The organism is Thiomicrorhabdus marina, from assembly GCF_017571465.1.
GTDB classification, from domain to species: Bacteria; Pseudomonadota; Gammaproteobacteria; order Thiomicrospirales; family Thiomicrospiraceae; genus Thiomicrorhabdus; species Thiomicrorhabdus marina.
The window spans coordinates 1-13,923 of the sequence record NZ_JAGETV010000042.1 but is presented as its reverse complement, the minus strand read 5'-3'; the positions used below and the strand labels follow the sequence as shown (position 1 = coordinate 13,923).

At 45.0% G+C, this 13,923-nt stretch carries 13 protein-coding genes; 2 read left to right on the top strand and 11 right to left on the bottom strand.

Going from position 1 to position 13,923, the window contains the following annotated elements:
* Positions 1-357 (top strand): redoxin domain-containing protein (locus J3998_RS12665; protein WP_208151033.1); only part of this gene is annotated, 357 nt, incomplete at its 5' end.
* 309 nt (positions 358-666) lie between these two features.
* Here J3998_RS12665 and J3998_RS12660 read toward each other — a convergent pair.
* The 11 genes from J3998_RS12660 to J3998_RS12610 form a co-directional block, all read right to left on the bottom strand.
* Positions 667-2,700, bottom strand: a complete 2,034-nt coding sequence (locus tag J3998_RS12660) for a TonB-dependent receptor (RefSeq protein WP_208151032.1) — start codon at positions 2,698-2,700, stop codon at positions 667-669.
* A gap of 92 nt (positions 2,701-2,792) precedes the next feature.
* The gene (locus J3998_RS12655; RefSeq protein ID WP_208151031.1) at positions 2,793-3,842 is read right to left on the bottom strand and encodes a hypothetical protein; all 1,050 of its coding nucleotides are present in this window, start codon (positions 3,840-3,842) and stop codon (positions 2,793-2,795) included.
* Between the two features lie 83 nt (positions 3,843-3,925).
* A complete protein-coding gene (gene zigA / locus J3998_RS12650; protein ID WP_208151030.1) occupies positions 3,926-5,122 on the bottom strand; it encodes a zinc metallochaperone GTPase ZigA in 1,197 nt (398 codons plus the stop codon).
* Positions 5,123-5,218: 96 nt separating this feature from the next.
* On the bottom strand, positions 5,219-5,656 hold the full coding sequence (locus J3998_RS12645) for a Fur family transcriptional regulator (protein ID WP_208151029.1): 438 nt from the start codon (positions 5,654-5,656) through the stop codon (positions 5,219-5,221).
* 175 nt (positions 5,657-5,831) lie between these two features.
* The gene (locus tag J3998_RS12640; RefSeq protein WP_208151028.1) at positions 5,832-7,040 is read right to left on the bottom strand and encodes a molybdopterin molybdotransferase MoeA; all 1,209 of its coding nucleotides are present in this window, start codon (positions 7,038-7,040) and stop codon (positions 5,832-5,834) included.
* A gap of 205 nt (positions 7,041-7,245) precedes the next feature.
* Entirely contained in the window at positions 7,246-7,725 is a 480-nt protein-coding gene (gene moaE, locus J3998_RS12635) for a molybdopterin synthase catalytic subunit MoaE (RefSeq protein ID WP_341829275.1), read from the bottom strand.
* A gap of 3 nt (positions 7,726-7,728) precedes the next feature.
* Entirely contained in the window at positions 7,729-7,977 is a 249-nt protein-coding gene (gene moaD / locus J3998_RS12630) for a molybdopterin converting factor subunit 1 (RefSeq protein WP_208151027.1), read from the bottom strand.
* Positions 7,978-8,001: 24 nt separating this feature from the next.
* A complete protein-coding gene (gene moaA / locus J3998_RS12625) occupies positions 8,002-9,003 on the bottom strand; it encodes a GTP 3',8-cyclase MoaA (RefSeq protein ID WP_208151026.1) in 1,002 nt (333 codons plus the stop codon).
* Positions 9,004-9,495: 492 nt separating this feature from the next.
* A complete protein-coding gene (locus J3998_RS12620; RefSeq protein ID WP_208151034.1) occupies positions 9,496-10,569 on the bottom strand; it encodes a c-type cytochrome in 1,074 nt (357 codons plus the stop codon).
* Positions 10,556-11,917: a sulfite dehydrogenase gene (gene soxC, locus J3998_RS12615; protein ID WP_208151025.1), complete on the bottom strand. Its 1,362-nt coding sequence runs from the start codon at positions 11,915-11,917 to the stop codon at positions 10,556-10,558. Before soxC ends, J3998_RS12620 begins: the two co-directional genes overlap by 14 nt.
* A 245-nt stretch (positions 11,918-12,162) precedes the next feature.
* Positions 12,163-12,612, bottom strand: coding sequence for a hypothetical protein (locus J3998_RS12610; protein ID WP_243750751.1), 450 nt, complete (start codon positions 12,610-12,612; stop codon positions 12,163-12,165).
* Between the two features lie 150 nt (positions 12,613-12,762).
* Between J3998_RS12610 and hemB the strand changes: the two genes are divergently transcribed.
* Positions 12,763-13,767, top strand: a complete 1,005-nt coding sequence (hemB, locus tag J3998_RS12605) for a porphobilinogen synthase (protein ID WP_208151023.1) — start codon at positions 12,763-12,765, stop codon at positions 13,765-13,767.
* The last annotated feature ends 156 nt before the right edge of the window (positions 13,768-13,923 follow it).

Genomic DNA, 13,923 nt, shown 5'->3' with positions numbered 1-13,923 from the left:
ATCGAATTCCCGATTATTGAAGACCTTAGTATGGAAGTGGCGAAAGCTTACGGTATGGTTCACCCGGGTGCCGCTGATACTTCGGCAGTGCGTGCAACCTTTATTATCGATCCGAACGGTGTGCTACGTGCCATGGTGTATTACCCGATGAGTAACGGTCGCCAGATTGATGAGTTCGTTCGTCTGGTTCACGCTATGCAAACTTCAGATGCCAATAAGTGTGCAACGCCTGAAAACTGGCGTGCCGGTGATCGCGTTATCGTTCCTCCTCCGGCAACCATCGACGAAGCGATTGCGCGTAAAGAATCGGGCGAGTACGAGTGTAAAGACTTCTACTTCTGCACCAAAGCGCTATAAGCCGAATTTAATAAACAAATTGGATAAACCAACCGCAGTGAACGCCATCACTGCGGTTTTCCTGTTATTTAAGAATCTGAGTGCTTTGCACGAATGAAGGGGGAATCATAAAATGAGGAAAAATTTGACTGAACAAGGCAAAAATTGCAGGGAATATCGAGATATTCGCAAGATTTTTAACGATGTTCAGGGGAATTTTAACCATTTTTGATCATGAATCAGTTCGTGCAAAGCACTCATCTAATAAATCTCAATACAACCAACGCACCCCGGCACTCACACTCGCTCCCATTAAAGGCGCGGTCTCCTTTAAGAAAGAGAGGTGATCTGTGCATAGTCATCCAACACATTTTCGGCCTTAAGCCAGATTTTCCAATCGCCATATTGCGTTTTCGGTTGCCAATCAACGTAAGCAGAAGCCCATGTATAAGCATCGGTAACCTGTTCATTTTCTGCTAACGCCTTAGCGGCGAACACATGCTTAACGGACAGACGAGCACTCCAACGATGTGCCCGATAGCTCAATTCGGTTAAATAACTATACGGAGCTGTTCGCGGTAGATTTTCACCATTGGTTTGCTGAGCCAAACCGGCTTCAAATTGGTTACTCCAAACAATCGGCTGCTGCTGATAATCAGCTACTCGCCAATCATTGCGCAAAGACGCACCCGCAAAAATTGCATCGGTTTGCAGAGTTTGCCAAACATCGCTTAGGTGAAAAGGATCAAGCACAGCATCGCCGTTACTGTCATAGACTGGATCTTGGTAAATATAGTTCCAGAAATAATAAGCGTAGGAACTCAGAGTCCAATCCGACTTTTCAGATGCCATCAACAGGTCCCAATCTAAATTGACTGAACGCTCTTTTTTCAAATCACGATTGCCGAAAATATAGCTATCGGTAGCATGGTGGAAACCGTTCCAATACAGTTCATCGGCACTGGGTAAGCGCTCTAAATAACTGAGGTTAACTTGCGATTGAAGCCGTTTTCCAATCGGATGCTTCAGACCAACAGATAAACTGCCGGCAAAATCGGTTTCTGCTTGGTAGTAATCGGCATCTAGGCGCTGTGGAACCACCCAAGTTTCTTGAATATTACTTGGGTCTGCATTTAATTGGCGCACTTCGATATGCGCTCCCAGACTTAAATAAACCGCTTTATTTGACAACGGCTTTTCGGCATTAATACCAAACATCCACGTTTGTGCATCTGTATCCGGCATTGGATGACCATGACTATATGGCAAGCCTGTCGAGTCATAGTAATTTTCCAAAGACGTGCCAACATTAGCTTCAATGCCACTGCGGCTTGCAGTGCTAAAGTCTTCGCAAGCCCCATGTTCATGACAAACTTTTAGTTCATTCGCTCGATAAGCAAACTGTATTTGGCCAAGCCAGTCATCTACATAATATTCTGCGGAAAGGGTTGCTTGCAGAGTCTTCTGCCCAAATAAGCCGTCTTTACGTCCGCCTTCGGTTTCATCATGCAAATAATCACTATAACTCAGATCAAAACTCAGCTCGTCAAGCAATGCTAAGGGTTCTGTTTCCGACCAATGCAAACTGTAACTATCACGCTGCATATCAATTCGCGTGGCTTCCGTCGTGCTGTTCGGAATGCCATAATCTTTATGTAATTGAGCGTAACTGAAAATCAGTTGTGCGTTCGGCTGATAGCGCCAACCGGCAAACAATTTGGCTTGTTCCGTCAAAACATCGGAATTCTGCACCTGATTGCCGTCACCATCGGTGTAATCATCCGTCTGAATACGATTTCCAGATACGCCAAAGGTAAAGGTTTCAGATGTCGCACTGGCTTCAGCGCCGAAACTTTGCAGATTGTTATTACTACCGGCTTCGGCTTCAATTTGTGCCGCAACCCCTTGTACCGGAAATTGATGTTGTGAAGCCTCAACCAAGCGTACGGTTCCACCGGCACTGGCTCCATAGACAATCGAGGCCGGACCTTTTAACAATTCAATGCGCTCCGCCGCTTTCGGCATAACGCCAACTGCATGATCCTGACTCATCGCCGAGAGATCATTCACTTCGGCATCATTTTGCAAAATCTTCACTCGATAACCACTCATACCACGAACCACCGGACGGCCGACGGCCGGACCATAACTGGCCGAATCGACATTCGCTTGCGACTGCAAATAATCGCCAAGCGTATCGCCGGATGCTTGCTGTTTCAGTTGCTCGGTGGTTTGCGATTGCACTTGAGCGTCGTTTGAATCAGCTGGTGCCTCAACCTCAATCGTTTGCAATGTCTCAGCGGCAATAGATGGGCCGCTAAGTAAAGGGAAAAGGGCGATAAAAAGCGTCTTTTTTCTAAGCATAAATGCCTTCTCAATTCTTGAATCTTAAAAACACAAAAACCACCGCGTATCAACGACAGCGGTGGTCATAAAATTTCAACTATGATTATTATTTACTCTTCGTGTTCGTGAGCAGCCCCTTCCCCAAGAATGGCAGCCATATCCGCAGTGGTTCCTTCAGGCAGAATCTCTGCAAGATTCCACACGGAATGTTGATGGAAATCAGCCCCATGATTGTCAACTAAGTACAATTTTTGCGTATCGGGGATAAACACCAAAACACCATCCTCGCTAGCACGTGCAATCGTGGTGCGCGAACAGTCGGCAACGCGGTTAACACCATCCAGTTCAACAAATCCTTGAATGGATTCTAATCCCGCTTCGCCTTCTTGATAGAAATACATACGGCCCGTATCGGTCAAAGCAAAATGCGTTAAAGCGCCGTGATCATGTGCTTCTTCCTGTGTTTCTCCACTACTCTCTTCTTGTTCATGTTCGAATTTTTGATAAGGGTCAATATAGGCTCGACAAAGCGTTTGGTCTTCTGGTAAAGCCTCTGCTATTTCAATTTCCAAATCAGCTTGTTCGGTAACAAAGCTATTCAAACGTTGTAATCCGTAATATTTACCGCTACAGGTTCCGGCATCTTGATCCGCCTGACTACAAGCATCCGCACCATAAAACTCATCGGTACTATGCGCAGCTAAATCCGTATCATGAAAATGCACTAATTGAACAAAATTACCCGGACTCTCTTCAGTTCCTCCCAGTACAGTAGTGCTAGGGACATAATCCGGCTTCATAAGAAGATATTTGCCATCCAACATTTCAACATCGTTAACTACACGAAAATCCGGCCAGTGCACAAAAGAACCTAAGACAGACGTATCCGTAAGACGCAGCTTTTGCACCGCAGAGTCACCACTTTCATCCGCCAAAGCATTTAAATCCGTTAGCTCTTCAGTCGTAGTATCTAGTGAGTAGTATTCAAGGTTATTCACATCAACCATCGCAATCGTTAAGCCCGCCGGGAGGCCAAGCGAATACTCGGTATCACTGTCGCCTCCTGAACCACCGCACCCGGACAGCAACAAGGCACTTATGCCTAATACAGTGGATAGTTTTCCCAACAAAAAGGTTTTTTGTCTAAATTCATAGCGCATATCTGTTTCTCTTTTAATATTTAAAAAATAATTGAAATGTTATATCGTAACAATACGTAATAATAAAAAAATAGGTTACTCAACTAAGCAGCAAAAGGGTCGTACATCGTTTGCCAGTAAGCCATGCCCGCATAGAGCTCATCTTCTTCTAGTAAGCAGTCATGTAACTGTTGAATCATCTGTTTTTTATCGAGGTCTTGACCAATAAATACCAATTCTTGGCGCATATCGCCGAAAGGTTCTACCCATTTAGTAGCAATAAACTCTCGTGACTCTGGGTCATTTGGCCATTGGCTTTCCGGCACAGCCTTCCAAAACATTCCTGCCAAACTATGATGGGCTATTCCACCCGCCTGCTGCCAAACATTGGCAATCTGCGGTTGCGAAGCCAGCCAGAAATATCCCTTTGAACGCAGCAACTTTCCTTGCGGTAAATCTTGATGCAAGAAGTTCCATAACTTTTGCGGATGAAACGGCTTGCGAGCCTTAAAGACAAAACTGCTAATGCCATATTCTTCGGTTTCCGGAGTATGTTCGCCACGCATTTCTTGCAACCAGCCGGGAGCCTGCTGCGCTTTTTCAAAATTAAACAATCCGGTATTAAGTACCTTATCCAGTTCAATTTGGCCTTTGGTCATCGGATAAATCTTTGCCTGCGGGTTAAGTTTTAATAGCGCCGCTTTCAGTGTTTCCATATCCTCAATACTGATTAGATCGGCTTTTGAGATCAGTAAGACATCAGCGAATTCGACTTGATCAATCAGCAAATCGGCCACCGAGCGTTCATCTTCTTCCCCCAAACTTTCACCTGCTTCCTGCAAGGATTTCGCCTGATGAAAGTCTTTCAGAAAATTCACACCGTCGATCACGGTTAGCATCGTGTCCAGCTTGGCAACATCAGACAGCGAACGGCCATACTCGTCGGCAAAGGTAAATGTTTCGGCAACCGGCAATGGATCGGAAATTCCGGTAGATTCAATGAGCAGATAATCAAAACGGCCAGATTCAGCCAGCTTGCCAACCTCGATTAGCAAATCTTCGCGTAAGGTACAACAGATGCAACCATTCGACATTTCGACCATTTTCTCTTCTGCACGGTTCAGCTCAACTTCACCTTGCAATAAATTCGCGTCGATATTCACTTCACTCATATCATTAACGATGACCGCAACTCGCAGGTCTTGGCGGTTATTTAGAATTTGATTTAACAAGGTGGTTTTACCCGCACCTAAAAAACCGGATAAAACCGTTACTGGCAAACGAGCATTTGATGTAAGCATCGGTATTTCTCCTCAAATAAAAAAACGTTATAACATAACATTTATTTATTCAAAAGAGATAACGAGAGATAAAACCAAATTTTTTACAGAAGAATGTTATTGGCAGGTTTTGCAAAGCCCATGAATTTCAAGGCTAGGTTGTTTGACAAGAAAGTGAATTTTTTCGGCTTGATCGTTAATTTCATGCCACAAAGTATGGGAAATAATCGATTCTTCAACAGTACCGCATTTATCGCAAATAAAGAACTGCGTCAAATCATGAGAGTGATGCTCGCCAATATGATCGCAAATCACAAACTGACGGGTCGAGGCCATACGATGGATTAAGCCGTTCTCTTCCAAAAAAGCTAAGGCACGATAAATGGTTGGCGGCTGAGCTCCTGAAGACTGATCTTGACGATATTTATCCAAAATATCATACGCACTCATCGGCAGGCCTGAATCCATCAAAATAGAAAGTACTGCTTCACGGATCGGAGTGAAGTTTTGTCCGTTATCAATACAAATTTTTTTTGCTTGCTGTAGTGCGTTCATAGATTTCCAGTTGCGGTAAGGCAATCATCGTAATGGTTCGGATTCGAGGCCTATTGAAAACTCAATGACCTGTGCCATGAGTATTCTAACAGGCTCCTGTCAATAGAACGACTCTGCTAAGCGAAACAGGTGCAATAGAGCGCACTACCGCATATGGTTACCCGATACCTTCTGGCTAAACAAAAGTACTAAACGGATAGAAAGCAACCTTATCGCCTTGAGCAATGGTGGTGTCTTCCGGAATCACTACAAACCCTTCCGCCCATGATGCCGACATCAACACACCTGAACCCTGCTGCGGATAAATTTCCACCACCGATTCTTGGCGCTTGTTGGTAATACGCGCACGCAAGAAGTCACGACGGAAATTAGCTTTCGGCCACTCAAAGTCTGCTGCCAGCCAAATCGGGTTGGTTTTGATTTGCTCTGCACCTTGCATTTTCATCAAATACGGGCGCGCAAACAGTTTAAAGGTTGCAAATGCCGACACAGGATTACCCGGAAGACCGAAGAACGGTTTAATGCCCTCATCGGTTTTGATCTTGCCGTACGCCAGTGGTTTACCCGGCTTCATCTTCACTTTCCAAGTATATAGACTACCGAGCTGTTCAATTGCCGGTTTAATGTGATCTTCTTCACCCACCGACACACCGCCAGTGGTCATTACCACATCCGCCATACTAGAGGCTTTTTTAATCGCATCAACAGTGGCTTCTAAAGTATCTTCCACACGACCTAAATCAATTAACTCAAAACCAAGTTGTGGAATCAAACCGCTTAGCGTGTAGCGATTAGCGTTATAAATTTTCCCTTCCTGAGGCGCCTCGCCCGGCTCTAACAGTTCATCGCCGGTAGTGAAAGTGGCAATTTTAATTGGCTGGAACACTGAAATCTGACCGATACCGATTGAACTAATCAATCCTAACTCTTGCGGACGCAGACGCGTACCGGCTTTAAGAATAGTTTGCCCTGCTTTGATGTCTTCACCTTTGACGCGGATGTACTCACCCGGATTGGCTTTAACCTTAATATGAATTTGCCCATCCACTTCTTCGGTATCTTCCTGCATCACCACTTGGTTAGCACCTGCTGGAATTGGCGCACCAGTGAAGATACGCGCGATAGTACCATGCTGTAATTCCGAACCGACTTCACCAGCAGCAATGCGCTGGCTAACCGGAAACGTATCGCCATGCTCCAAATCAAACGAGTGCAAAACATAACCGTCCATCTGACTGTTATCGTGCGGCGGTACATTGACGCTAGAAACAATGTCTTCTGCCAAAATACGATACAAACCATCCGCCACTGCAATGGTCTCAGTCTTCGTAGTTACTTGCACATCATTCAGCAAGGCATAAAGTGTTTCATCAAAAGTTTTCATGGGTAAGTTTTCACTCAATTAATCTGGTTTATCATCATTAAATAATGAGAATTTTTTTGTAGGCCAAAAGGCTTGAGAGCGTTATGAGAATACTTAAATCGCGACGGCAGTCAGCGCAAAAGCGCAGTTTACAAGCAGTAAATGAGCATTTTAAGCTGTACTGACAACAAAGAGTTAAGTGTTCGCAATAGTTCTCAAGCCTTTTTTATTTGTCCCAGCGTTTGTGCGCTTCCGCATCGGACACTCTAGCATCCACCCAACGCTCCGAACCATCCGGCAAAGTTTCTTTTTTCCAGAAAGGTGCATTGGTTTTCAGATAATCCATAATAAAGTGTGCAGCATGGAAGGCGTTTTCGCGGTGACGGCTCGCCACGGCAACCATTACAATTTGATCACAAGGGTACATTTTGCCGATACGGTGGATAATGTGACTGGCTTCAAGATGCCAACGCTGATGCGCTTCAAGACGGATTTTCTCAAGCGCCTTCTCGGTCATGCCCGGATAGTGCTCTAGCTCCAAAATAGAAACTTCATCGCCTTCATTAATATCGCGAACGGTGCCGACAAAGGTGACTACAGCACCAATATCTTTATGACCTGCACGGAGCTTATTGGCTTCTGCTGTTAGATCAAAATCTTCTTCGCAAATGCGAATATGCGGAAACATCGGTTCAGGATTGGTCACCGATTAACCTCCCGTTACCGGAGGGAAAAACGCAACCTCATCACCGGCTTTAATCGCGGTGTTGCGATTCGCCACATCGTGATTGACCGCAATTTGCAGGTTTTGATTATTAAGCAACGCATGCTGCCACGCCTCTCCGCGTTCAGCTAAGGCTTTTAACAGACATTCAACGGTCTGGAAGTCAGCCGGCAACTGCTCTTGCGCTTGACCTAACACTTCACGAAAGCTAGCAAAATACAAAACATTTAACATTTTCTTTTCCTCATCCATCAGGGTTTAACCACCCAACTGAACCATTTGTCTAAATTCGATATTGTGAACGTTTTCACGGAAGAAGTGGCGTTCCGGTTTTTTGGCGATCGCTTTGATAATCAGCTGTTCAAGTTCTTCATCGCTGATGCCGTCACGTAGCGGTGTACGCAGGTCAACCGAATCTTCTTGTCCTAAACACAAAGCCAAAACACCACGTGCTGTTAAACGCACACGGTTGCAGGTATCGCAGAAGTGATTCGATACCGCTGAAATCACACCGATACGTGCATTAGTGCCGGAAATCTTAAAGTTGCGAGCAGGACCGGCATCAGAACGATCAGTTGAAGGGATTAAATCGGCACCAACATGTGCTTTAACGCGCTTTAGAATTTTCTCCGCTGCATAGTGCTGATCCATCATCGACACGCCCGCCGGGCCAATCGGCATGGTTTCGATAAAACGTACTTCGACGCCTTTTTCGATGCCGTAGTCGACCATCGCTTCGATTTCGTCGTCATTAGTACCTTTCATCACCACCATATTGAACTTAACCGGTTTCATACCGACTTCCAGCGCTTTATCAACACCGGCTAGAACCTTCTCAAGATCACCACCACGAGTAATGTTTTCAAAGCGTTTCGGACGTAATGAATCAATTGAAATATTGCAGCGATTCACTCCCGCCTTAACTAAGGCTTCCGCTTCACGGCCTAAATGGTGAGCGTTGGTCGACAGAGCAATGTCTTCCAGTCCTTCGTACGGTTTAATCATTTCTACAAGCTCATGCAAACGCTTACGCACCAATGGTTCACCGCCAGTCAGACGAATTTTACTGACACCTAGATTAACGAAGGCCTTAATAATACGCGCAAGCTCTTCATATGAAAGGTATTCCTTGTGGTGGCCATCAGGATGTACACCCTGTTCCGGCATACAGTAACCACAACGGTAATTACATAAATCCGTCACCGACACGCGAACATATTCAATCTTTCGGTGAAATGGATCAATCAACTCATTACGCATAATATTTTTGCTCTGGGGTCTGTTGTATCTTGACAAGCATTATTGCCATCAGGGAATAACGCATTGTAAAGAACTTTTAAATGAAATCAAGCACACATAAGCTTTTGCTAATTTATATTTTTAATCAATACATTAGGCAGGATTTAACGATGCCTTAAAGCATAAGCTCCGTAGCACTTTGGAATGAATGATGACAAAAGTTTGGAAATGCAAAGCACAACTAAAAACCCTACTTAGCCGCAATAGATTCCCGCCTGCGCGGGAATGACGAATAAATTTAATTACCTACTGCGTGTCCGCAAAAAACAACCTCCATAAACGCAAAAAACCCGATACTGAAACAGTATCGGGTTTTTCTAGTAAGTTTTTTAGCTGGCTATTGAGTTGCTAGCTTCGCAAGATCAAGGCAGGTTGAGAGAGCTTACATTAAGTAAGTGACTCTCATCCAACGCAGAGATTGCGAATAATAGCGACTCAACGAGCCGCTAAAAATTACATACCTGCGTGACCTACACCTGGCGGATCTTCATGCATACGTTGTGGAACGTTATACTGAGGAGTACCGTCTGGTAGTAGACGAGCTTGTTTGTAGTTATGGATATTACCTTTACCATCACCAACTTGCTCATCCGCACAGTTTTCCATACAACGAGCGTTGTGGATTACAGGACGGTGATCACAGAAAAAGTTACCTTGGTTTTTCATGAACTTGTTGTTTTTCATCAACAATTCAGAAGTATAGAAGGTATCGTCTTCTAGTTCTGTACCTTCTGCATCAAGCGGAATGTAGTTAGACTGCATGATGTAACCAGTAATACCTAGGTAACCAGCATCACCAATGTATGGTGCGTTTGGCGTCCAGAAAGGCATTGTACGACGGATGTAGTCAAAGAACGTTACCGCGTAAGGCCAGTAGTTACCAACTGTTTTCATCGGTGCTGGCTCGTCGAATGAAGAAGCGATTAGAGATTCTTCTACCGCTAGAGGTAGGTAACCTTTCGCACCTTCACCGAATTCACCGTGACACATACCACAGTACTGAACGTAAACTTTTGCACCTTCTTCAACAGTCATACCAACTGAAGGATCAGGAAGACCGCGACCGTCACCGTCTACAGTGATGTTCCATTTCGCTTGAACCGCAGATTCTGCGATTGGCGTACCGAAACCACGTGCAACGAAGTCAGAATCGTTAGTGTAGTTAGCTTTAACGCTGTCGTGAACTTCTGTGAAAGCTAATGGAACTTTACACTGAGCGTTACCGTGGTTACCACCATCGATGCTGTCATCAACTTCGAAAGAGTATGGGTTAGCTGGGTCAAGTTTACCCGCTAGACCTTCACGGCCGTAAGCTGCGTCTTTACCAAGAATTGCTTCGATTACTTTTGAATCTAGGTATTCGCCGTTAGCATCTTTGATGATTTGCTCAAAGTTTGCAGCGTATTTACCGTCGATTTTTTCACCAGCAGCGCCAGAGTTATCTGAACCACCAGACATTGCCATAGCAGAACCGGCAAATAGAGATGCAACTGTTGCTGCAACAAGAGTTTTCTTAGTACTGAACATTTTCAATCATGCCTCCGCTCTTACCATTTTCCCATGCGTGTACGCGCCATGTAACCATAGCAGTACGGTGATAAACGTTGTTAGTACCTTCCAACTGACGCATTTGCGGCATTGGAGGTTGTACGTAACCAGTTTCATCCGTAACACGGCTCATTAGGAATGCTTCAGAACCATCCCATTCCCATTCAACTTCGAAACGAGTCCAAGCTTTGTCTAGGACAGGAGAAGTGAAGTGAGCTTCTTTCCAGTTCTTACCACCGTCGAACGATACGTCAACGTGTTTAACTTTACCGCGACCAGACCATGCTAGACCACGGATATAGTATTTACCTGGGCCTTCCATTTTGAAGTCAGGAGATGGGTAAGTGATTACAGAGTTTGGTTCCATGTACCAAGAGAAACGCTGTGCAGTACCATCAGGCATAAGCTCAGTGTACTTAGACGTTTCTTCACGGTGCTGTGCAGGAGTATCTGTTACTTGGATACGACGTAGATATTTAATCCACATGTTCGCTTCACAACCTGGAACAACTAGACGAATTGGGTAACCTTGTTCACGACGTAGCGCTTCACCGTTTTGTGCATAAGCAACGAAACAGTCATCCATAGCGATTTCCATCGGGATAGAACGAGTTAGAGCCGCAGCATCCGCACCTTCAGGAATTAACCATTTACCTTCAGGCTTAATACCCGCTTCTTTAAGAAGATCAGATAGACGTACACCAGTGTATTCAACACAAGACATCATACCGTGTGTCCACTGAACTGAGTTCAACTGTACACCTTTCCATTCCATCGCACCGTTCGCAGGACATTCTACAAAGTGGATACGTGAAACTGATGGGAAGCGTTTAAGATCATCCATAGTGAAGATCAATGGACGCTCAACCAAACCGTGAATAACCAAACGGTGCTCTTCAGGGTTGATTGTAGGAACACCACCGTGGAAACGCTCGAAATGTAGACCGTTTGGAGTGATGATACCGTGTAGGCTTTGTAGCGGAGTCATGGTGATTGACGCCATTGAGTCAGGAGTCAGCCACTCAAGAGTACGACGTTGTACTTCTTTCTCGAATGGAGAAGGCATACCGTAAGGGTACTTACGAACACCGAAACCTAGAGATTTACGTGCAGCACCGTCTTGTAGTACTTCAGTAATTTCTTCTTTACCCGCGTAAGGTGCAACAGCTTTCTTAGGATCGAACCCTGCACCTTCTGCTGCGCTAGCTGCCTTAGTGAACATCACGCCACCAGCTACAGCCGCCGAGCCTTTTAGAAAAGCGCGACGACCTTGGTTGCGAGATTCTTCAGTTTGAACTGCAACCTTTTCTACGATTTTATCTGTCATTTATTGCTCCTTGAAGGTTTTACTGCTTGCGAAACAGCAACACCCCAGATTCAAGAGTTAAATAATTATTTCAGTCTAAACGAGCGACCATTTGGACTGTACAGTTATTGCTGGGCGATTATCTTAAATTTTATCCACAACGACTGCAACCTTTCAGACGAGAAAAATTAGGACTCTCTTATATAAATTTTTTATGACGAGGATGGTCTTCATCTATGTACTTAATTTAATTAGAAAAAAACACATCATATAGTGGGTAAGTCAGGACGAGAACAGATTGGCCCAAATTTTGGATTTTCAATGTCTTCAGCAACCTGAGCTAAAAACTGCTGTAGTTCATCAATACTGAGTACCGAAAGGATTTTATTCATGATTTCCGGATGGATTGCCACAGTAGTGTATTGACCTGACTGCAATTTAACTTGCACACCGCAAGCATCGGCCAAAGCTCCGGCCGGATCATTGCCGTCAATTTCGGCGGCCTGCTCACCAAAAAACATTTCATCATACTGTGCTTCCAGCTGTTCCAGTTGGGCATCAGTCGCCTCTTCTTGCAGATTGATATTAAAAATTGCATCGCCTCCGGCCGGTGAATCTTCAATTTCCAACTGCACCACTAAGCCGAGCTCGTTACAAAATTGCAGATAGCGCTGCGCCAGTGATTCGCTGAAAAAGGTAAACTGTGCATGCTCCATAACCATTCTCCTTTAATTTTGAATGCTTGGATTATAAGCCTTTATGCGGCCAGCTAATTATGAAATCAACATTGAGTTTTTGTAATTTCTGCAGGGCGCGAGTATTATGCTTGGCACAAAAGTTTAACGAATTTAATTCATGAGGTTGTCATGCTGAACCGCCAATTCCCGATTACCCGCATGCGTCGTATGCGCAAAGATGATTTTTCACGCCGTTTAATGCGTGAAACCACCTTATCTGCGAGTGACTTAATCTTGCCGATGTTTGTTATTGAAGGTCACAATGAACGCGAACCGGTCAAGTCCATGCCGGGCGTTGAGCGTTTATCGATTGATTTATTGGTAGCCGAAGCCAAAGAAGTTTGTGAACTGGGCATTCCGATGATTGCCATCTTCCCAGTCACGCCACTGGAAGCAAAATCGCTGGACGCTGCCGAAGCCTACAACCCTGACGGCCTTGCGCAACGCGCAGTACGCGCTGTAAAAGAAGCCGTTCCAGAGTTAGGCATTATGACCGACGTCGCACTAGACCCTTTCACAACTCATGGACAGGACGGCATTATCGATGAAGACGGTTATGTATTAAATGATGACACCATCGATGTTTTAATGAAGCAAGCGCTTTCACATGCGGAAGCTGGCGCCGATGTGATTGGGCCGTCAGATATGATGGACGGACGCATTCTTGAGATTCGCGAACTTTTAGAAGACCACGGACATATCAATACTCGCATCATGGCTTACTCGGCCAAATACGCCTCTAGTTACTATGGACCTTTCCGCGATGCGGTCGGTTCTGCCGGAAACCTTGGTAAAGGCAATAAACACACCTACCAGATGGATCCAGGCAATCGCAATGAAGCGCTGCATGAAGTGGCCTTAGATCTGAATGAAGGCGCGGACATGGTTATGGTCAAGCCGGGCATTCCATATCTGGACATCGTTCGCGACATTAAAAATGAATTTAAAGCACCGACTTACGTTTATCACGTTAGCGGTGAATACGCGATGCTGAAAGCCGCGGCGGAAAAAGGCTGGATTGATGAACAACCGGTTGTCTTGGAAACCTTACTTAGCTGTAAACGCGCTGGTGCGGACGGCATCCTAACCTACTACGCAAAACTCGCGGCAATTTGGATGCAAGAAGCAAAATAATCACTGCGTATATACGCAATGCCGTTCACTTAGTGAATTTGTTACTAAGATATTACTCTAAGGAAGCGCAGAACAAGTCCAAATGGCTTCAGGCAAAGTAAAATTTAGGCTAAGCAAGGCGTCTGTTTGCCGTCATGTCTAGACCTGACAAAAAGA